The 19995-nt window shown below is 42.7% G+C and carries 21 protein-coding genes; 14 read left to right on the top strand and 7 right to left on the bottom strand.

The genetic code is table 11. The features are described 5' to 3' along the window. Positions 1–81 precede the first annotated feature (81 nt). Positions 82–963, bottom strand: a complete 882-nt coding sequence (locus AC0L6H_RS07530) for a hypothetical protein (RefSeq protein WP_473393534.1) — start codon at positions 961–963, stop codon at positions 82–84. A 452-nt stretch (positions 964–1415) separates the two neighbouring features. Between AC0L6H_RS07530 and AC0L6H_RS07525 the strand changes: the two genes are divergently transcribed. The 3 genes from AC0L6H_RS07525 (at position 1416) to AC0L6H_RS07515 (ending at position 5318) form a co-directional block, all read left to right on the top strand. Next, positions 1416–1889, top strand: coding sequence for a LabA-like NYN domain-containing protein (locus AC0L6H_RS07525; RefSeq protein ID WP_473393533.1), 474 nt, complete (start codon positions 1416–1418; stop codon positions 1887–1889). Positions 1890–2084: 195 nt separating this feature from the next. Next, positions 2085–4919, top strand: a complete 2835-nt coding sequence (uvrA, locus tag AC0L6H_RS07520) for an excinuclease ABC subunit UvrA (protein ID WP_473393532.1) — start codon at positions 2085–2087, stop codon at positions 4917–4919. A 3-nt stretch (positions 4920–4922) separates the two neighbouring features. Then, entirely contained in the window at positions 4923–5318 is a 396-nt protein-coding gene (locus tag AC0L6H_RS07515; protein ID WP_473393530.1) for an acyl-CoA thioesterase, read from the top strand. Between the two features lie 22 nt (positions 5319–5340). Here the strand turns inward: AC0L6H_RS07515 and AC0L6H_RS07510 are convergent, their stop codons facing one another. From AC0L6H_RS07510 to AC0L6H_RS07500, 3 genes are all read right to left on the bottom strand, one after another. After that, positions 5341–5823: a DUF3299 domain-containing protein gene (locus tag AC0L6H_RS07510; protein WP_473393529.1), complete on the bottom strand. Its 483-nt coding sequence runs from the start codon at positions 5821–5823 to the stop codon at positions 5341–5343. Between the two features lie 127 nt (positions 5824–5950). Continuing rightward, complete coding sequence (gene ppa / locus AC0L6H_RS07505; RefSeq protein WP_473393528.1) at positions 5951–6487, bottom strand: inorganic diphosphatase; 537 nt, start codon at positions 6485–6487, stop codon at positions 5951–5953. Positions 6488–6561: 74 nt separating this feature from the next. Further along, positions 6562–7530: a class 1 fructose-bisphosphatase gene (locus tag AC0L6H_RS07500; protein WP_473393527.1), complete on the bottom strand. Its 969-nt coding sequence runs from the start codon at positions 7528–7530 to the stop codon at positions 6562–6564. A 198-nt stretch (positions 7531–7728) separates the two neighbouring features. Here AC0L6H_RS07500 and mpl point away from each other — a divergent pair, with 198 nt between their 5' ends. The 3 genes from mpl to AC0L6H_RS07485 are packed head-to-tail and all read left to right on the top strand — an operon-like array spanning position 7729 to position 10546. Continuing rightward, the gene (mpl, locus tag AC0L6H_RS07495; RefSeq protein WP_473394491.1) at positions 7729–9108 is read left to right on the top strand and encodes a UDP-N-acetylmuramate:L-alanyl-gamma-D-glutamyl-meso-diaminopimelate ligase; all 1380 of its coding nucleotides are present in this window, start codon (positions 7729–7731) and stop codon (positions 9106–9108) included. Continuing rightward, a complete protein-coding gene (locus tag AC0L6H_RS07490; RefSeq protein ID WP_473393526.1) occupies positions 9101–9718 on the top strand; it encodes a flavin prenyltransferase UbiX in 618 nt (205 codons plus the stop codon). Before mpl ends, AC0L6H_RS07490 begins: the two co-directional genes overlap by 8 nt. A 42-nt stretch (positions 9719–9760) precedes the next feature. Next, entirely contained in the window at positions 9761–10546 is a 786-nt protein-coding gene (locus tag AC0L6H_RS07485; protein WP_473393524.1) for a S1/P1 nuclease, read from the top strand. Positions 10547–10563: 17 nt separating this feature from the next. Here AC0L6H_RS07485 and rraA read toward each other — a convergent pair whose 3' ends face one another. Further along, positions 10564–11046, bottom strand: a complete 483-nt coding sequence (gene rraA, locus AC0L6H_RS07480) for a ribonuclease E activity regulator RraA (protein ID WP_473393523.1) — start codon at positions 11044–11046, stop codon at positions 10564–10566. Between the two features lie 171 nt (positions 11047–11217). Here rraA and lptM point away from each other — a divergent pair, with 171 nt between their 5' ends. The 7 genes from lptM (at position 11218) to yghU (ending at position 16749) form a co-directional block, all read left to right on the top strand. Beyond that, positions 11218–11388, top strand: a complete 171-nt coding sequence (gene lptM, locus AC0L6H_RS07475; protein ID WP_473393522.1) for an LPS translocon maturation chaperone LptM — start codon at positions 11218–11220, stop codon at positions 11386–11388. Between the two features lie 3 nt (positions 11389–11391). Further along, entirely contained in the window at positions 11392–12642 is a 1251-nt protein-coding gene (gene lysA, locus AC0L6H_RS07470; protein ID WP_473393520.1) for a diaminopimelate decarboxylase, read from the top strand. A gap of 84 nt (positions 12643–12726) precedes the next feature. Beyond that, complete coding sequence (gene dapF, locus AC0L6H_RS07465; protein ID WP_473394489.1) at positions 12727–13536, top strand: diaminopimelate epimerase; 810 nt, start codon at positions 12727–12729, stop codon at positions 13534–13536. After that, on the top strand, positions 13533–14246 hold the full coding sequence (locus AC0L6H_RS07460) for a DUF484 family protein (protein ID WP_473393519.1): 714 nt from the start codon (positions 13533–13535) through the stop codon (positions 14244–14246). Before dapF ends, AC0L6H_RS07460 begins: the two co-directional genes overlap by 4 nt. Positions 14247–14251: 5 nt before the next feature. Next, a complete protein-coding gene (locus AC0L6H_RS07455; protein ID WP_473393518.1) occupies positions 14252–15166 on the top strand; it encodes a tyrosine recombinase XerC in 915 nt (304 codons plus the stop codon). After that, complete coding sequence (locus tag AC0L6H_RS07450) at positions 15163–15888, top strand: HAD-IA family hydrolase (RefSeq protein ID WP_473393516.1); 726 nt, start codon at positions 15163–15165, stop codon at positions 15886–15888. The genes AC0L6H_RS07455 and AC0L6H_RS07450 overlap by 4 nt, the downstream gene beginning before the upstream one ends. Positions 15889–15894: 6 nt before the next feature. Next, positions 15895–16749, top strand: coding sequence for a glutathione-dependent disulfide-bond oxidoreductase (yghU, locus tag AC0L6H_RS07445; protein WP_473393515.1), 855 nt, complete (start codon positions 15895–15897; stop codon positions 16747–16749). A 7-nt stretch (positions 16750–16756) separates the two neighbouring features. Here the strand turns inward: yghU and AC0L6H_RS07440 are convergent, their stop codons facing one another. Continuing rightward, on the bottom strand, positions 16757–17668 hold the full coding sequence (locus AC0L6H_RS07440) for a helix-turn-helix domain-containing protein (RefSeq protein ID WP_473393514.1): 912 nt from the start codon (positions 17666–17668) through the stop codon (positions 16757–16759). A 126-nt stretch (positions 17669–17794) separates the two neighbouring features. Here AC0L6H_RS07440 and AC0L6H_RS07435 point away from each other — a divergent pair, with 126 nt between their 5' ends. Then, on the top strand, positions 17795–19198 hold the full coding sequence (locus tag AC0L6H_RS07435; protein WP_473393512.1) for an MATE family efflux transporter: 1404 nt from the start codon (positions 17795–17797) through the stop codon (positions 19196–19198). On the opposite strand, the gene AC0L6H_RS07430 is transcribed toward AC0L6H_RS07435, so the two are convergent. Beyond that, positions 19193–19939, bottom strand: a complete 747-nt coding sequence (locus AC0L6H_RS07430) for a TrmH family RNA methyltransferase (RefSeq protein ID WP_473393511.1) — start codon at positions 19937–19939, stop codon at positions 19193–19195. The two genes, AC0L6H_RS07435 and AC0L6H_RS07430, sit on opposite strands and share 6 nt — an antisense overlap. Between the last annotated feature and the right edge of the window lie 56 nt (positions 19940–19995).

Genomic DNA, 19995 nt, shown 5'->3' with positions numbered 1-19995 from the left:
TGCCTTTAGATAGTACTTAGGTATGTTTTGCTATAAATGAAAAAGCCGCTAGAAATAAGCGGCTTTTCTGTTGAACAATGCTTACTTAGCGATAATTTTGCGTCTTACTAAGTAGCCAAAACCAGCTAGTAACATTAACAAAGACGCGGGGGCTGAAACGTTGTTTACAGAGTCTCTGAAAACGAGGTTATTGATAGCACCCGAACCTGGCATGTTCACGACTAATTTAGTGATGCCGAACATCGTGTTGTAGGCAACACGCGTATAATCACCATCAGATAATGATGGTACTGCCGCTTCACTAATGCCATTGCTAGAGTGAAAAAACAAACTTGCTGCTGGTTGAGATAGTTGCGCTTCTTTTACCTCAATATCGAAAAAATCTAAGCTTAAAATGTCGACTGGGCGGTCAAATTCAAACACGAAGAAACCCGCTGGACGGTCGCCTTCATCGTCTGGATTATCACCACAAGTAACAGGGTCACATTCTCCTGCGCGCTCATGGATAATAAGTACATTGCCAGGACTCTTGTATGACTTGGCTGCCTGTGTACCCGCTCCATGTAAATCTTCGTAGTAGTCTTTAAACTCTGTCAATGGTTCGTAAACCGTTGAAGGCCTGATTTCACTTACGTATTGACCACCCACTAGATTGAATTCTAAATCTCTGTCATTAGTGTGGTTTTCTAGTGTATCAAAAGCGGTTTGTGTGTTTACGTCGTCTGGATTTACACAAACGCCGTTAACTTGGTCTGTACCTGCGGCAACGTGACCGTTGATATTACAGCCGCTAACGGTCAAACCCCAATCACTATATTGATTGCTAATGACGTCGGCATTGCCTATCTTGTTGCCGTTAGCATCATAGTCAAAATCGACAATTGAAACATCTGCCAGAGAATGTAGCGGACTCATTGTGATCATTGCGGCCGCAATGACTGCTATCTTTTTCAACTTCAACATCTAATAAATACCTAAACCTAATCTTGCGCGCGTAGCTTATGAAAGGACGGATGCAAGAAAAGTACCAAAAAATATAACCATATAAAACAGCTGTTTATTATCATAAATAGAGGGCATAAGAATAAATTGTAAAATTATCTGACAATATCCAATTGTAAAACGTCTATTTATTAAACATTGTTGCCGGCAAAAAACAAAGCCTTCGCACATTTTAAATTTCATTATATACGCTGGTCACACAAAATAGTTAGACCTTCACTATACCTAAGTATAGAAAAACCCTTCCACGCAATGGAAACCATAGGTATACGGCATAAAAGTATGCTGACGTTGATTGTCAAAGAATCACGTGGCAACGAGAGAAAAGACCCCAAATTGTGAATAAACTTACAAATTCTCAATAATTTGTTATTGTCCGCGAACTGTCAATCCTTAGTGCAGAGGAATCCACCTTGAACAAAGTCGCAATTTTCGTTGATGTGCAAAACATATATTATACTACCCGCGATACCTTCAAGCGCCCTTTTAACTACAGAGCTTTTATACAAGACCTTAGTGTAAACAACGAAATAGTGTGCGCCTATGCATACGCGATTGACCGTGGAGACGCGCAACAAATGAAGTTTCAAAGTGCGCTTAGGCACATGGGCTTTGAGGTAAAGCTGAAGCCTTTCATCCAGCGGGCTGATGGATCTGCAAAAGGCGATTGGGATGTGGGAATTACTATCGACGTATTAGACAAAGCCCCACTTGTTGATGAGATCATTCTGTTGTCGGGCGACGGTGATTTTGCACTATTGCTCGATACCGTTGCCCACAAACATGGCTGCAAAACCTCGGTCTACGGTGTCCTTAATCTGACCGCCAATGCGCTGATCAACAGTGCAAATGCATTCATTGATATAGACCAAAAATGGCTGTTATGAGTTAAATTAAAGAAGCGAATTGACAATTAAACACAATGAACGTGACCCTTAGCTACTATTTTCGCGTAAACAAGCTAGTTCATGAGTAGGTCGTTTGCATAATCAACATCTAATTCTTACACAACAATAGCATCATTTTTCAACAAGCTATGACATAATAGCTGATTACTCAAAAAAGGGTTATTTTTAGCAAATATGGATTATATAGAAGTTCGCGGTGCGCGTACGCACAATCTAAAGAATATCGATATAACACTACCTCGCGACAAACTAGTGGTGATCACTGGTTTGTCGGGTTCGGGCAAGTCATCACTCGCCTTTGATACACTCTATGCTGAAGGGCAACGCAGATATGTAGAAAGCTTGTCGGCCTACGCCAGGCAGTTTTTGTCAATGATGGAAAAACCAGACGTAGACCATATTGAGGGCTTATCTCCAGCGATTTCGATTGAACAAAAATCGACCTCTCACAATCCACGTTCTACCGTAGGAACCATCACCGAAATTTACGATTATTTGCGCTTGATGTTTGCGCGCGTAGGTACACCTCGTTGTCCAGATCATAAGGTTCCTTTAGACGCACAAACGATTAGTCAAATGGTAGACAAAGTACTTAGCTTCGAGGAAGGAACGAAGCTCATGCTGCTAGCACCGGTTGTACAAGCGCGCAAAGGTGAGCACATCAAAACCTTAGAAGGCTTAAGTGCACAAGGTTTTATTCGTGCTCGAATTGACGGCGAAGTATGTGATTTATCGGATCCACCAGACTTAGATTTACGCAAAAAGCACACCATTGAAGTGGTTGTGGACCGCTTTAAAGTGCGCGACGACCTGCAATTGCGTCTAGCTGAATCCTTCGAAACAGCACTTGCGTTGTCAGCAGGCACTGCAAAAGTGGTATACATGGATGATGCTACGCAAGATGAGATCGTGTTTTCTGCGAACTTTGCTTGTCCGCATTGTGGTTATAGCATCACTGAGCTTGAGCCTCGTATATTCTCGTTTAACAACCCAGCGGGCGCTTGCCAGACCTGTGACGGCCTAGGTACCAAGCAATTTTTTGACCCTCACCGAGTCATCAGCAATGAAGAGTTAAGTTTATCTGGCGGTGCTATCCGTGGCTGGGATAAACGCAGCTATTACTACTTCCAAATGCTCATGTCGGTCGCTGACCATTACGGCTTTAATCTAAAAGTTCCGTTCCAAGACTTAGATGACGAGGCAAAAGACATCGTTTTGCATGGTTCAAAAGGCCAGTCAATCAAGTTTAAATATATCAATGAGCGCGGCGACATTATGGAGCGTCAGCATCCGTTTGAGGGCATTATCCCAAATATGGAAAGGCGCTACAAAGAAACTGAATCAAACACCGTACGTGAGGAGTTAGGCAAATACCTTAGCCACCAACCATGTACAACTTGTGCAGGCTCTCGTTTACGCCTTGAAGCACGCAACGTCTTTATTCAAGAAACAAACCTACCAACCATCGCCACAATGTCGATAGAAGAAGCCTTTAATTTCTTTAAAAACCTGAACTTGAGCGGGCAGCGTGCAACCATTGCTGACAAAATATTAAAGGAAATTATGGACCGACTTAATTTCTTAATTAATGTTGGTTTAAATTACTTGTCACTTGAACGTAGTGCCGACACCCTTTCAGGTGGTGAAGCCCAGCGTATTCGCTTGGCCAGCCAAATTGGGGCAGGCTTGGTGGGTGTAATGTATGTGCTTGATGAGCCATCTATAGGTTTGCACCAACGCGACAATGAACGCTTATTAAAAACACTTCGTCATTTACGCGATTTAGGCAATACAGTAATTGTGGTTGAACACGATGAAGATGCCATAAAAGAGGCTGATTATATCGTAGATATCGGCCCTGGTGCGGGTGTGCACGGCGGTGAAATCATTGCCCAAGGCAGCCTACAAGATATTATGGACTGTCCAAATTCCCTAACGGGTAAGTATTTAGCCGGTATCGAGAAAATAGACATACCGAGTGTGCGTACACCTACCGAAGATAAAAATTGGCTAGAATTAGTCGGCGCCACCGGCAACAACCTAAACGATGTTAGTTTGCGCATTCCCACGGGATTAATGACCTGTATTACCGGCGTGTCGGGCTCAGGAAAATCTACCCTGATCAACGATACTTTTTACCGTATTGCGCAGCGTGAACTAAACCGAGCAACAGTAAACGAACCAGCGCCTTACAAATCCATGACTGGTTTAGAACACTTGGATAAAGTCGTTGATATTGACCAAAGTCCAATTGGTAGAACGCCACGTTCTAACCCCGCTACCTATGCTGGTATTTTTACGCCTATTCGCGAAATATTTTCGGGGACCCAAGAGTCACGTTCACGAGGTTACAAACCAGGGCGCTTTAGCTTTAATGTAAAAGGTGGTCGTTGTGAAGCCTGCCAAGGTGATGGCGTAATAAAAGTGGAAATGCATTTTTTGCCCGACGTATATGTTCCGTGTGATGTATGCGCAGGTAAGCGCTACAATCGAGAAACCTTAGAAATTCGATTTAAAAATAAAAACATCAATGAAGTTCTCGACATGACGGTTGAGGATGCTCATCAATTTTTTGAGGCCATTCCTTCCATTGCAAGAAAGCTGCGTACCTTAATGGACGTTGGCCTATCATATATCCGCTTAGGTCAATCGGCAACGACACTCTCAGGTGGTGAAGCCCAACGCGTAAAATTAGCCAAAGAACTGTCTAAACGAGATACAGGTCAAACCCTTTATATCTTAGATGAGCCCACAACTGGCCTGCATTTTCATGATATTAAGCAATTACTTCAGGTATTGCACCGATTAAGAGATCACGGTAACACTGTGGTCGTAATCGAGCATAACTTGGACGTTGTTAAAACCGCCGATTGGGTTATTGATTTAGGGCCAGAAGGTGGTTCTGGTGGTGGTCAAATTATTGCACAAGGCACACCTGAAGAGGTGGCGCTGAATGAAAAATCTCACACGGGGAGTTTTCTTGCCCCTATGCTAAATGTAAAGAGATAAGTAATGTACTGTGAACAATATAGCGTTCGCTTCTGCGAGACCGACGCCTTGGGGCATGTTAGTAATACGGTGTTGGTCGCTTGGTTTGAAGCGGCCCGTATGCCAATTTTCAAATTATTCGTACCTGATCTTAACTTACAAAACTGGCCTTTAATCTTGGCCAGTTATAATGTGGATTTTTTACAACAAATATACTTGCAAGAAATTGTCACCATTAAGTCATGGATAAGCAGGATAGGTACAAGCTCTTTCGAAGTTTATCAAGAATGTTGGCAAGACAGTGAATTAAAAGCCAAAGGCAAAACCACATTGGTTCACTTTGACTACAAGACCAAAAAATCCCGCAGCATACCTGTTGAGATAAAACAGGCTTTGGCAGCTAATTTGATTGAGCAGTAAATTAACGTTGACGTTTTTACTACTAACCGTCAAAGGGACTTAGGCTTATTCCGGTCATGCTGTAACCAACAGATGCAATGTCACCCGTCCAACCTTCGGTTGAAAGCTTTCCGGTAACCCATACAGCATCATAGAGATTGTCGATCGGCACGCCTTCAGAAAACCTGACATAAACTATTTGATTTGATGGTGGTGGCGGGACATGTATACAGGCGCCAAAATAAGGGACTAACAAAAACTCGGTGATCAGTTCAGCATCTCCTTCTAGTGGCACGACGAAACCAGGAATTTTTGCCAAAGTGCCATCTAAACTTTCTATCAAAGGGGCATTAGGTGCGACTTGTGCCATGCTACTCGTATGCTCCATTGAAACTGGCGGCATCGTAAAATTTTTCGGGACTAAGTCTTCCCAATATAATTCTTTGGGCGCTTGTTGTGACATTGCCAAAGTACTCACAAAGGTACACACACTTAAAATTAAAAAAGTAAGAAAATGACGTTTCATAAATAGCTCCAATTCGGCTTAATCCAATGTCAAAAAATAGTACTAGGATGAAACAAAAGATAGCATGAAAAAAGCCCGCAAATGCGAGCTTTTAATAATCGACTAACTTGTAATCACAAGCCTATGATTAGCTTTCTTCTTTTTGATAACGCTCAGCGCTACTAACGATTTCAGCTTTCGCCGCATCAATACCCGCCCAGCCTTCAATTTTAACCCATTTACCTGGTTCTAAATCTTTATAATGCGAGAAAAAGTGCTCAACCTGATTCTTAGTGATTTCAGGAACATCATCGATATCTTTTATATCAGAATAGATTTTAGTCAGTTTATCAACTGGAACAGCAATAACTTTCGCATCTTCTCCAGATTCGTCGGTCATATTTAATACGCCTACTGGACGAACTTTAACAACCGAACCCGCAATTAAAGGATGTGGTGTCATTACTAATACGTCTACTGCGTCGCCATCGTCCGACAGGGTATTGTTTACGTAACCGTAGTTTAACGGATATTGCATACAAGTGCCCATAAAACGGTCCACAAACAAAGCACCGGTGTCTTTGTCGACTTCATATTTAATGGGTGATGAATAGGCGGGAATTTCAATAATTACAAGGACTTCGTCAGGTAACTTATCGCCTGCAGGTACGTTATTTAAGCTCATTTTTTTCCTTTGCTCAATAATAATTTAATAAACTGTTTGCACGCCTACGTGAAAAGGCGTGCCTTATCATGTGGCTATTTAAAGCCAGCCACACAATGCTCAACTTCTTCTTTAGAACCAATAAGGACTGGGACACGTTGGTGAATTTCTTCAGGCATCACTTCCATGATGCGTCCGCTCCCAGTAGAGGCAAGTCCACCGGCTTGTTCGATTAGAAAGGCCATTGGGTTCGCTTCATATAATAAACGCAATTTGCCCGGCATTTTAGGATTACGTTTGTCAAATGGATACATAAAGATACCGCCGCGACAAAGTACGCGATGAATATCACCCACCATGGCTGCAACCCAACGCATGTTGTAATCTTTTTCGCGAGGCCCTTCGGCACCGGCGATAAGTTCTGACACATATTTTTGAATAGGCTCTTCCCAGTGGCGCTGGTTTGAAGTGTTAATCGCAAACTCGTTGGTTTGCTCTGGTATTTGAAGATTCGCCGATGTAAGAAGAAAACCGCCGTGGGTTTTATCAAGCGTATATAAGTGTGTACCGCGACCGGTTGTCATCGCTAGCATTGTGGATGGACCGTATAGTACGTATCCTGCTGCGACCATTTGCGTTCCAGGTTGCAAAAATGCTGAAGGGTCATCTGGCTCCATCCACTGCGGTGCATGAGCAATTGAAAATATAGTCCCAATTAGACTGTTTATTTCAGTGTTAGACGATCCGTCTAGAGGGTCAAAACTCACCAAATAATTACCATCGGGTGAACAAGGTACAACACCTTCTTCTTCTTCTGAGGAAATGGCTTTTACGTACCCTGATTCAGACAAAATATCTTTGAGTATTTGGTTAGAAATTACATCGAGTTTTTTTTGTGTTTCTCCTTGTACATTTTCACTCAGAGTCGACCCGAGGACGCCAGCTAGTGCGCCTTGACTGACGCGGAAAGAAATTTCCTTACAGGCAGCCAGTAGTGTTCTTATAAGTAAAATTAATTCGAGGGGGGCACCATCTTTCTGCAATTGGGTATTGAGTCGTTTCATTGATATACGTTTCCTGTGTGAGTGTCGTACCAAGTAAAGTATGGCATAAACTAAGGGATTAATGGAGAAAAAACACAAAACACTTTAGTCTATACCATAATGATTGTAACTATCTTGGGCGCGGATGAGAAACAGTTATTTCGGCTTATCCTTATCATCTGCTACAATTGCGCGATTATTCACTTACCTATACAAAACATGCACGTACATATATTAGGAATTTGCGGCACCTTCATGGGCGGCATCGCAGCCATCGCCAAAAGCTTAGGATACAAAGTAACCGGCTCAGACAGAAACGTTTATCCGCCAATGAGCACACAACTAGAACAGCTCGGCATTACACTTTCCCAAGGTTATGATGAAAGTCAGTTTGACCCAGCGCCTGACATGGTCATTATTGGCAACGCAATGGCTCGTTCAAATCCCGCTGTTGAGTACGTTTTAAATCGCAATTTACCTTATACAAGTGGCCCTCAATGGCTTCTAGATCATTTACTCAAAGACAGATGGGTACTTGCCGTTGCCGGAACGCATGGTAAAACCTCTACAAGTAGCATGCTCGCTTGGATACTCGAATCTGCTGGTTTATCGCCGGGCTTTTTAATAGGAGGTGTGCCTGAAAACTTTGGTATTTCTGCACGTATTGGAAAATCTCCATTTTTCGTGATCGAGGCTGACGAATACGACAGTGCATTTTTCGACAAGCGCTCAAAGTTTGTTCACTACCGCCCTCGCACACTAGTATTAAACAATCTTGAATTCGACCATGCTGATATTTTTGAAGACCTAAACGCCATTAAAAAACAATTTCACCATTTAGTCAGAACAGTACCCGCTAATGGCCTTATATTGTCGCCCGCAGCTGAACCAAATTTAGAAGCCGTGCTCGAAATGGGTTGTTGGAGTGAACAAAGTTTTATTGGTGATGCGAGCAAAGCGCAGTGGAAAGCGACTAAAATAAAATCAGATTGCAGCGAATTTTTGCTGAGCTATAAAGGTGACGCCAAAGGTGAAATAAACGCACGTTTAAAGTGGTCTCTTTTTGGTGAGCACAATATGAACAACGCACTTATGGCAATTGCTGCGGCCCATCATGCTGGCGTGCATATTGAAGATGCCGTAAACGCAATGACTACATTTAAAAATGTAAAACGACGCATGGAAATTAAAGGCGTGGTTAACGGAATTACCGTGTATGACGATTTTGCGCATCATCCAACGGCGATTGAAACGACGATTGAAGGCTTACGCAACAAAGTGGGTAATCAAAATATTATCGCAATAGTTGAACCTCGCTCTAATACCATGCGTATGGGTGTGCATAAGAATCAATTATCCCAAGCATGGGAAAAAGCAGATTCGGTGCATTTGCTTGAGCCCGACAATCTGTCATGGTCGTTAAAAGACGTAATCGATAACAGTAAGATTGAAGTTTACCCACACAAGTCAGTCGCCACTATTGTAGAGGCTGTTGCCAAAGCCGCTGCACCAGGCAGTCATATACTAGTGATGAGTAACGGCGGGTTTGATGGTATACATCAACGAATATTAGACGCATTAGGAGCAGTAAATGAGTAACGCCATTACATTGGCCATTACCGGAGCCTCTGGGGCACCATACGCTCTATCTTTACTCAAGCAATTGGTCAAAGCGCAGTGCGAAGTACATGTGTTGATGTCGTCGGCTGCGCGTGTTGTATTTGCCACTGAAGAAGATCTTAAAGTACCAGCTAAACCAGAGTCAGCAAGTGCATATTTTACTGAGCTTACCAACGCCAAAGCGAATCAAATAAGAGTCTATGGAAAAGAAGAATGGTTTTCTGTTGTCGCATCTGGTTCTTCAGCGCCCAAGCAAATGGTGGTGTGCCCATGCTCAACAGGTACATTATCAGCCATTGCCACTGGTGCTTGCGACAATTTGATCGAACGTGGCGCTGATGTGGTCATTAAAGAACGAGGCCAGTTAATACTCGTGCCAAGAGAAATGCCATTTTCTAGTATTCATTTGGAAAACATGTTGAAGCTATCGAACATGGGCGTGACCATTATGCCAGCAGCCCCCGGCTTCTACCACAATCCCAAAAGCATACAAGACTTAGTTGACTTTGTAGTGGCCCGCATACTAAACCACCTAGATATACCACAATCCCTTGTAAAGCCATGGGGCTATCAAACACCAAAAGACTAGTATGGGCGAAAGCTAATATAAGTATAAAATTGGAGAACTACTATGAAAATCGTTAAGTCTTTAGCATTTGCAGCTTTGTTGGTTACATCGACCTACGCTCAAATGGCCCATGCGTGGGGGCAAACTGGTCATCGTGTTACCGGTAAAATTGCTGAGTTGTATTTAACTCCCGAAGCGCAACGTGCGATTAATTTAATTCTAGACTACGAGACACTCGCTGAAATAAGTACCTATGCTGATGAAAACAGATCTAACCCTGAGCATTTTTGGCAAAAAGTCGCTGGCCCCTACCATTATGTAACCGTGCCTGCGGGTAAGAGCTATGATGAAGTTGCTGCGCCGGCCAGTGGTGATTCATATACCGCACTAAAAATGTTTACTAAAACCCTCAAAGACCCACAAGCATCAAGAGCTGACAAACAACTAGCACTTAAAATGATTGTGCATATCATTGGGGATTTACATCAACCTTTACATGCAGGTAATGGCACTGATCGAGGAGGAAACGATGTTAAAGTCAATTTCTTTTGGGAAGATTCTAACCTACACCGCGTATGGGATTCGGGTCTGATTGACCGTAAACAGCTTTCGTACACTGAATGGTATGAATTTTTAGCGCCTAAGATTTCAGCTGAGCTTGCAAAACAGTGGTACACCACAGATCCATTGGTGTATATTGCAGAAAGCACCAAAATACGAGACACCATTTATCCAGAAAGTGACAAGCTTTCATGGCAATATTTGTATGATCATACCCCTGTTATGAAGCTACGACTGCAACAAGCGGGCGTCCGAATAGCGGCACACCTTAACGATGCCTTCAAATAAAGTATCTAGCGCTTAGACTAAATTTCTAGGGGATCAGCAGACAATACAATACCCGTGTTGTCTGCGTATAAATGGTCCTCTGGCAAAAAGGTTACCCCAGCAAGATTAACGGCAACATCTAAGTCACCAATCTCGCGCGCATCTGCACTGACCGGAATTGCGCCAAGGGCGTGAATGCCAATATCATATTCTTCTAGCAGGTCTACATCACGAACCGCACCATAACAAACAATGCCTTCCCATTGATTTTCGAGTGCTAATTGAACGTTTTCGGCATCAATAAGAGCGCGTCGTAACGAACCACCGCCATCGATTAGTAGCACTTTTCCCATACCATCTGTAGCGAGTACTTTGTCGACCAATCCGCGGTCTTCGAAACACTTAATAGTAGTAATCTCTCCGCAATAAACGAAACGTGCACCGTAGTTAGTAAATATAGGGTCTACAACATCAACACTATCGGCAAACATATCGCATATTTCTGAGGTATTGAATTCCATAGGTCTTCCTTAAAGTCTCACATATTTGTATGTGCTAACACTAGCACATTTTTTATGCATTCTATATACACCTAAATTTACTTTTATTTATTAATTTAGCGCATCGAAAGGTTGCATTTTAGCTCTGTGCAAGGCATGGTTAGCGCAATTATATTTGTTTTGAAAAAGACTATGCGTTACATAAAAATAAGCGCTCTGATTAGCATATTATTGCTGGTCCTAGCTGGCTGTGGGCAACGTGGCCCGCTCTATTCTCCCGATAAAGCTCCTGAAACAACACCTGTACCGAGCACGAATGCGGTATCAAGCCCATCTACCTTACCTGTATCTGAAGGAGCCTAACTAATGGACTTTTTTAACTATAAAGGCGCAGACTTGTTCGCCGAAGATGTCAATGTTAACGACATTATCAAAGACCATGGTACACCTACATATATCTATTCTCGAGCGACCTTGGAACGCCACTGGAAAGCATTTGACAACGCAGTAAGTGCTCACAAACATTTAGTTTGCTATGCCGTAAAAGCCAACTCAAACATAGGCGTATTGTCGGTACTTGCAAAATTAGGCTCAGGTTTTGACATTGTCTCAGGCGGTGAACTAGCACGTGTTATCCAAGCCGGTGGTGACCCTGCTAAGGTGGTTTTTTCTGGCGTTGCTAAAACAGAAAACGAAATTGCTTATGCGCTAGAGCAAGGCATAAAATGCTTTAATGTAGAATCGATTCCTGAACTCGATAGAATCAACGCTGTGGCCAAATCGCTAGGCAAACAAGCCCCTATTTCATTAAGAATAAACCCAGATGTGGATGCAAAAACCCATCCTTACATCTCAACTGGCTTAAAAGCGAACAAATTTGGGATAGCAAAAGACGATGCAATGCGTGCTTATGAGTATGCAAATAGTCTGTCAAATCTAGATATTCAAGGCATGGATTGTCACATTGGTTCACAACTAACCGAATTATCTCCTTTTGTTGACGCATTAGAGCGACTATTAGCCCTTATTGATGAGCTAGCACAAAAAGGGATTCACATTTCACACTTAGATGTAGGCGGTGGATTAGGCGTTACCTATAATGACGAAAAGCCTCCGCATCCTGATGAATATGCAGCTGCGATGGCTAAATCGATGACGGGTCGTGAGGATTTAACGTTAATACTTGAACCCGGCCGTGCGATTGCGGCTAATGCAGGAATTCTAGTGACTAAAGTAGAGTTTTTAAAACAAGGCGAAGAAAAAAACTTTGCTATTGTTGATGCTGCTATGAACGACCTACTGCGCCCAGCCCTATATAGCGCTTGGCAAAAAATAGAAGCGACCACTCAACGAGAAGGCAAAGGAAGTGTTTACGATGTAGTGGGCCCAGTTTGTGAAACGGGTGATTTCTTAGGCAAAGACCGCGAACTCAATATCCAAGCGAGTGATTATTTAGCCGTACGAAGCGCCGGTGCTTATGGCTTTGTAATGTCGAGCAATTACAATAGTCGCTGTCGCTGCGCCGAGATTATGGTTGATGGTGCTAATGTCTATGTAGTGCGAGAAAGAGAAAGCTTGAGTGATTTATGGAAAGGCGAACAAAAGGTGCCTAATTAATTTATGCACAACGACGCCAACAATAAGCAAAACGAACAACGTTTTTCGAATAAGCATAAAAAAAGCATTGTGCATTTTTCAAAGATGCATGGCTTAGGAAACGACTTTGTCGTCATAGACAACATTACGCAAAATGTATTTTTCTCCAAAGAAAAAATACTCGCGCTGGCAGACCGTAACTTCGGTATTGGTTTTGACCAACTGTTATTGGTAGAACCGCCCTATGATCCTGAGCAAGATTTCCACTACCGAATTTTTAATGCCGATGGCAGTGAAGTAGCGCAATGTGGTAACGGTGCAAGGTGCTTTGCTCGTTTCGTAAAAACCAAAGGCCTAATTAATCGAAATAAGATAAGCGTAAGTACTAAGTCGGGAAGAATGATCTTATATCTCGAAAAAGACGGCAATGTCACGGTCAATATGGGCAGGCCGAACTTTGTACCTGAGCAAATTCCGTTTATCGCGAACAAGCAAGAAAATATTTATATTATTCGCGAAGCCGATAAGACCTTTTTTTGCGGTGTAGTCTCGATGGGTAATCCGCATTGTGTAGTCCAAGTCGATGATGTAGATAATATCGACATTAATACGATTGGGCCTATACTAGGAAAGCATGAACGATTCGTTGAAGGTGTTAATGTTGGCTTTATGCAGATCATTAATAAAAACGAGATAAAACTCAGAGTTTACGAACGCGGTGCCGGTGAAACCCTTGCCTGCGGAAGCGGCGCTTGCGCTGCGGTGGCGATTGGTCAGATTCAAGGCAAGCTAAGCCAGGACGTGAAAGTAACACTGTTAGGCGGTGAGCTAAAAATAAAGTGGCAAGGCGGTGACTCAATGTTAAAAATGACCGGCCCTGCACAACATGTTTACGATGGACAAATATTATTATGACAGAACAGGCAAATGTACAAACTAGCGATATAGAAGATAGCGCTAAGAGCAACGGCACTGTGAGCAAAGAGTCGGTTGCCAAATATTTGTTGGCACACCCTAGCTTTTTAATCGACAACCCTGATTTGTTAGTGCAAATCCAAGTGCAATTGCAAGACAATGGCGTGGTATCACTCACTCAAATTCAAGCCGCACAGTCTCGTGACAAAATAAAGCAGCTTAAGTCGCAATTAGAAGGTTTAGTCTCAAACGCTCGCAAGAATGAACTTATTTATAAAACCTATGCCGAGTTAAATCTAGACTTGGCGAAGGCAACTTCAATCGCAGATTTAGAAACAAGCCTACAAGCTCACTTGGTTACCACCTTAGGGCTTGAGTCTGCGCGTATTGTATTACTAGACAATAAAGATGAAGCCCCCTTAAGTGAAATCCAACAACGTTCGCTATTTGATAAAAAGCTCGCCAAGCAACCCTTCTATTTTGGGCGTTTAGCAAATATAGAAAAAGAAGCTTTGTTTCCAAAAGCAAAGGCCGAATCAGTAGCCCTTGTAAGGTTAAATGACAATCAAGAAACGCAAGGAAAATCTGCGCCACTTGGTTTACTAGTCATATCGAGCAAAGACTCATTACATTTTCAGCCCGACATGGATACCGTGTTAGTTGATTACTTACGCAAGAATCTAAACCACCACTTAGGTCGCTTGCGCTAGTATTTATGAATACTGACCCCACCAACTCTGAACTTTCTAGTGTCCAGCAGTGGATAAACGCATATATAGAAGTGTGCAGGGTTGAGCGCCAATTGTCGCCTCATACGGTAAAAAGTTATACGCGGCAATTACAAAGCATCGCCACTAATACAAAGTTAATTGAGTGGACAGATCTCACGCCAACGATTGCCAAAAGGATTTTGCAACAAGCACACAGAGAAGGCCTATCGGCGCGTTCAATAAATCTTAGATTAACGGTATTACGAAATTTTTGTCGCTTTTTGGTGCATAAGAAAGTTCTCAAAGCGAACCCTCTAGATGCAATACATGCGGTTAAACAGAACAAACCATTACCCAAATATTTAAATGTAGATGAAATGGGTAGCTTGTTAAACTTTGATGGAAGCGACTTCTTAAGTGTTAGAGATAAGTGTTTGTTTGAGCTTATGTATGGCTGTGGTTTACGTTTAGCAGAGTTAACTGGGCTGATGCTTTCTGATTTGCTTGGTGACGGGACATTAAAGGTAACCGGCAAGGGAAATAAACAAAGAGTTTTACCTATCGGTAGCAAAGCGCAAGAAGCTATTGACGAATATCTGCCACTCAGGAAAGACCTTATACCTTTTTCTGAAGAACCCGCTCTATTTATATCAATTAGGAAAACGCGATTGTCTAATCGTCAAGTAGCAACGCGCCTTGAAAAGTGGGCAAAACATCAAACTTTGTATCAACAAATTAGCCCGCATACATTGCGCCATTCATTCGCTACGCACGTGCTTGAGTCGAGCAACGATTTACGAGGTGTACAAGAACTATTGGGGCATGCAAATTTATCTACTACCCAAGTGTATACTCATCTTAATTTTCAACACCTAAGCGAAGTTTATGACAACGCACATCCAAGAGCACGAAAAAAGTGATTGTATACAAACCCTTATCTCATATTAGAGCGATCACTTTAGATTTAGATGACACTTTATACGACAACATGCCGTATATACATGAAGCCGAACGCAGTATAAAAAAGTACATCAAAAAACATTACTCAAAAGCGGCCAAAATTTCGAAAAATGAATGGCAGGACATTCGTAGCGAAATACTTAACGAACAACCTGGACTAGCGAGTGATGTAAGCTTGCTACGCGCTACTGTATTAACCAAAGGGTTTATGCAAAGCGGCATGAAAGATGATGAAACAGCACTGGCGGTAAAAGATTGCTTTGATCATTTTTACTTTAAAAGAAGTGACTTTGAAGTTGATCCATCGGTGCGTAAAACCTTAAAAAAGCTAGCTAAACAGGTGCCTATTGCAGCCATTACCAATGGTAATGTAAATTGTGAAGCTATTGGGATAGCGAAGTATTTTACTTGTATAGTCAATGCGAGTGAAAAGTATCCAATGAAGCCTCATCGTGCCATGTTCGACTATGTTGCAAAAGAACTTAAGATACCGAGCAAGAACATACTTCATGTTGGCGATGATCTCGACAAAGACATTAAAGGCGCAACAAATGCTGGATATCAAAGCGCCTGGCTTGCGGTCAATAGACCCATGAATCTGGCAAACGAGAGTGCGTCGGTATTGCCACATGTGCAACTTAGTGAACTCAAAGACCTAATTCAACTAATTAAAAAACGGTAGACATTTATGAGTGACAATACATACCAACCACCTAAAGTATGGACTTGGGACAAAGCTAGTGGCGGTAAATTTGCTAATATAAATCGCCCTGTTTCGGGAGCAACCCATGATCAAGAACTGCCGATTGGCGAGCACCCTTTTCAGCTCTATTCATTAGCCACGCCCAATGGTGTAAAAGTAAGCATCATGTTTGAAGAATTACTTGCCTTAGGTATTAAAGACGCTGAATACGACGCCCACATTGTCAATATCCAAGAAGGCGAGCAATTTGGAAGTGACTTTGTTGCGGTAAATCCAAATTCTAAAATTCCCGCTTTGATGGATAGGAGCGATTCACAAGGCCTGAGAATATTTGAGTCGGGTGCAATCCTAATCCATCTTGCCGAAAAATTTGGCCACTTTTTACCAGATGACAGCAACAAACGCGCTGAAACCATGTCTTGGTTGATGTGGCAAATGGGCAGTGCACCTTTCCTTGGGGGAGGCTTTGGTCATTTTTACGCTTACGCCCCAGAAAAATATGAATATCCGATCAATCGCTACGCAATGGAAGTCAAACGTCAATTGGATGTTTTAGACCAACAACTCGCTAAAAATGAGTTTATTGCTGGGGACGAGTATACCATTGCAGATATGGCAATATGGCCATGGTACGGCGTTTTAGTGTTGGGTGATTTGTATGAAGCCGCTGAATTTTTAGAAGTGGACACTTACACTAACGTGCGCCGATGGGCTCAGCAGCTAAACAAAAGACCTGGCGTAAAACGCGGCCGCATTGTTAATCGCGTATGGGGAGAGGAAAACGAGCAACTAGCCAACAGACACTCAGCCAAAGATATAGACGACGTCCTCGCAAAATAAACAGTACTCAAGCGAGCTTTTGGCTGTTGCGCCAACGCCCAGGGCTGAGTTTAAAAACTTGCTTGAATCGATGAGCAAAGCCGGCACTGTCGGCATAACCGACAGTATCGGCAATTTGCTCTAAACTACAATTAGTATAACGCAATAAATAACATGCATACTCCATTCGGGTTTCGTTCAGCAGCTTCATTGGGGTTTTACCGGTCTCTTTTTTACATAAACGATAAAACTGTGGCTCAGATAGGTGTAATTTACTTGCCAATGATTTTACATCCCACGGCACTTGTAGTTGCTTACTAACCGAGCGCATGAGTGCGTGAAAACGTTGTTGCTGGGAAGATTGTTCAGGCTTTTGTTGTACACTTTGTTCTACTTGGTAAAGCAAAACTTCGATTAAGCGTAGCAAAATGTCTGAATTATAGTGACCTTCGCTATGCTCAAAATCACGGATCAAAGACATGGTTTGGTAAATAAGGGCTGCGTTATTACTGGTCCATACCTTTGGCGAAAGGTCGCGAATAAAGTAATAACTTGGACAGTCATGTAATAACAGCCAGCATATATCCCATTGCTCACTGTCTAATTCATATAGAAATGGCGTGCCCGCGGGCAATAGCATAATGCTATTTGGACCTACACTATATTGCTCTTCTGCGACTTGCGTGCTACCTGTGCGCTGCGAAGGGATATGAAGCTTGGCGCTTCCAGACTTCGTGGCAATTAAGTAATGGACATGTGTACGCCCCTGCGGCCTGTCACCAAAAAGTTCTCCTCTACCGGTCTTGCCTATTCGATACTGTGTTTGTAATCTCGACACGCCTGCACATGCAATAAAAGACTTGCCCTTGCCCGGTAAAGATTCAAAGTTAAAAAAGTCTTCTTGGCAGTCGGGGTGAATATCGAGAATATCTTGCCACATGGTTTTTCCAAAATGATAGTTTTAGACATGATACATGATATTTCTAGAGATGTTTATTTAGACTGCTTTCACTAATATACGCAACATCATTATCCTTATCTTATTTTTGGCTCAGACTTATTTACTATGCAAGACAAGCTCAACACTAGCGCTGCTTATAACAAGCCATCTACTTTTAAACAAAGTATTAAACTGGCTTGGCCCATTTCCTTACAAAGCATTTTGGTCACGATGTTAGGTATGAGTGATATTATGATGGTTGGCCATTTAGGCGACGAAGCCGTCGCATCGGTAGGTTTGGGCAATCGCATACAGTTTGTGATCCTGATTATTTTGTCAGGTCTTGCCGCCGGTGTGGGCGTGTTGTCAGCGCAATATTACGGCGCCGGCAAAAGTAAAGCCATAAACGCGGTGATTGTAAAAACCTTGCTTATTGGTTTTGCTGCGCTGTTACCCATCGTCGCCTGTACTTTTATGTTTGGCGACGTGCTTGTTGGGCTTGGTACAAAGGACGAAATAATCATTAACGTGGGTGAGCGCTATTTGTGGGTCACCATGCCAAGCCTCGCCTTTGTGGTCGTCATCATGATTTTTGAAAACGCACTACGAGGCCTAGGAGAGGTTAAGCTGCCCATGATACTCGGCAGCATTGCTATTATCATCAATATAATCCTAAATTATTGGTTGATACACGGCGGTTTGCAAGTTGAAGCGATGGGCGTACAAGGCGCTGCCTGGGCAACCTTTATCGCCCGGGGCATTCATGCAGGCCTCATTTTATATTGTTTATTTGCGGTAAAGCATGTGGTTTTCCCAGCGCAAATTCGTCGCTCGCAATTGCGAGATAAAGCGCAATGGGCGCGCCTAATACATTTGGTATGGCCTATGATGGTTAGCTTTGGCGTGTGGTCAGTAGGTACCTTTGTGTATCAGCTTATATTTGGCCGTATTGGCACTCAAGAGCTTGCCGTTATGAGCTTGATGGCACCATTGGAAGGTATTCTTATATCGTTTTTCTTTGGTTTTGCATCGGCATGTTCAATTATGGTGGGTCAACGCCTTGGCCAAGACAATTTTGATGGAGCATGGACGGTAGCTCGTGGCTTTGCGATAAGCGCACCTATTGTTACCTTTTGCTTGGCGATTTTAATGCTAAGTTTAGAATCCTTAGTGTTTATGCCATACACTAAACTGAGTCCAGACACGCTCGAAATCGCACACAATATTTTTGTCCTCATTACGCTTGGTACCTGCATAAAAGTATTTAATATGACCGCGTCTATGGGAATTTTACGTGCAGGTGGTGACAATAAACATTGTATGTTGATAGATATTTCTGGCATGTGGTTGGTTGGTATTCCGCTTACTTTTGCAGCCGCGTTCTATTTTCAGTTTTCACTTTATTGGGTTGTTCTTGCGACCTATTCAGAAGAAATTGTGAAATCAATCCTGTTTTTCTATCGTATGCAAGCAAAACACTGGTTGCGCAATCTTACCGGACAAGAGTCGTTGGTGAAAGCAAACTCATAACGACAGTTGATAAACACAAATATTAACGGCGCTGGCCAAATTAAGTGAATCAATCGCGCCACTGCCCTTAATTGTGAAAGGTTGAGCGTTAAATTGAGACAAGGCGTCACTGGGAACCCCGCGCGCTTCATTGCCAAATAAATAACAATCGTAGTCAGCAAAAGCGCGCGAATTTATAGGGCTACCTTGCATATCTAGATAAGCAAACTTAGTAAAGCGGCGCTGTAAATCTTCTAAACCCACTTCCAACTCAATGGGCACATGAAAAATTGCTCCCATACTGGCACGCACGACTTTAGGATTAAAAGGGTCAACGCTGTTCGCACTTAGCAACAAACGACAATTACCAAACCACGCCAAGCTACGCAGGATAGTGCCTAAATTGCCAGGGTCTTGTACTTCGTGCAAATAAATAGAGCGTATATGTTGGGAATTGGGTGCAGCATCTGTCACTGGTGTTTTGGGCAAAGGAACACAAGCTACAATTCCTTGGGGCGTTTTGGTATTACTGATCTGCGCCATTTGCTTAACAGTCACAGTAACGATAGTTACATCCATCGCGAGTTGCTGCGCCCAGCTCGCATAATCTTTTGTGACATAAATGCTTATGTTTTGTGAATTGGTTTGCGTATTTAGCGCTTTTTGCAACTCCAAGATAAGATGCTCACCTTCAACCAAGTAATAGCCAAATTGTGCGCGATACTTTTTTTGATGGAGCTTTTTTACGTCGTCTAGTTTCATATTGCTTTGTCCATGTGCTCATTAAGATCGCGCAGTGCTATTTATCGCAAGCGTAT

This window comes from Glaciecola sp. G7-5, from assembly GCF_055808975.1.
This window is presented reverse-complemented; position numbering and strand designations above follow the sequence as displayed.

Excerpts from the sequence above, each read along its gene's own strand:
- AC0L6H_RS07530 (WP_473393534.1), bottom strand. The coding sequence starts at position 963 with ATGTTGAAGTTGAAAAAGATAGCAGTCATTGCGGCCGCAATGATCACA.
- uvrA (WP_473393532.1), top strand. The coding sequence starts at position 2,085 with ATGGATTATATAGAAGTTCGCGGTGCGCGTACGCACAATCTAAAGAAT.
- AC0L6H_RS07515 (WP_473393530.1), top strand. The coding sequence starts at position 4,923 with ATGTACTGTGAACAATATAGCGTTCGCTTCTGCGAGACCGACGCCTTG.
- AC0L6H_RS07510 (WP_473393529.1), bottom strand. The coding sequence starts at position 5,823 with ATGAAACGTCATTTTCTTACTTTTTTAATTTTAAGTGTGTGTACCTTT.
- ppa (WP_473393528.1), bottom strand. The coding sequence starts at position 6,487 with ATGAGCTTAAATAACGTACCTGCAGGCGATAAGTTACCTGACGAAGTC.
- AC0L6H_RS07500 (WP_473393527.1), bottom strand. The coding sequence starts at position 7,530 with ATGAAACGACTCAATACCCAATTGCAGAAAGATGGTGCCCCCCTCGAA.
- mpl (WP_473394491.1), top strand. The coding sequence starts at position 7,729 with ATGCACGTACATATATTAGGAATTTGCGGCACCTTCATGGGCGGCATC.
- AC0L6H_RS07490 (WP_473393526.1), top strand. The coding sequence starts at position 9,101 with ATGAGTAACGCCATTACATTGGCCATTACCGGAGCCTCTGGGGCACCA.
- AC0L6H_RS07485 (WP_473393524.1), top strand. The coding sequence starts at position 9,761 with ATGAAAATCGTTAAGTCTTTAGCATTTGCAGCTTTGTTGGTTACATCG.
- rraA (WP_473393523.1), bottom strand. The coding sequence starts at position 11,046 with ATGGAATTCAATACCTCAGAAATATGCGATATGTTTGCCGATAGTGTT.
- lptM (WP_473393522.1), top strand. The coding sequence starts at position 11,218 with ATGCGTTACATAAAAATAAGCGCTCTGATTAGCATATTATTGCTGGTC.
- lysA (WP_473393520.1), top strand. The coding sequence starts at position 11,392 with ATGGACTTTTTTAACTATAAAGGCGCAGACTTGTTCGCCGAAGATGTC.
- dapF (WP_473394489.1), top strand. The coding sequence starts at position 12,727 with ATGCATGGCTTAGGAAACGACTTTGTCGTCATAGACAACATTACGCAA.
- AC0L6H_RS07460 (WP_473393519.1), top strand. The coding sequence starts at position 13,533 with ATGACAGAACAGGCAAATGTACAAACTAGCGATATAGAAGATAGCGCT.
- AC0L6H_RS07455 (WP_473393518.1), top strand. The coding sequence starts at position 14,252 with ATGAATACTGACCCCACCAACTCTGAACTTTCTAGTGTCCAGCAGTGG.
- yghU (WP_473393515.1), top strand. The coding sequence starts at position 15,895 with ATGAGTGACAATACATACCAACCACCTAAAGTATGGACTTGGGACAAA.
- AC0L6H_RS07440 (WP_473393514.1), bottom strand. The coding sequence starts at position 17,668 with ATGTGGCAAGATATTCTCGATATTCACCCCGACTGCCAAGAAGACTTT.
- AC0L6H_RS07435 (WP_473393512.1), top strand. The coding sequence starts at position 17,795 with ATGCAAGACAAGCTCAACACTAGCGCTGCTTATAACAAGCCATCTACT.
- AC0L6H_RS07430 (WP_473393511.1), bottom strand. The coding sequence starts at position 19,939 with ATGAAACTAGACGACGTAAAAAAGCTCCATCAAAAAAAGTATCGCGCA.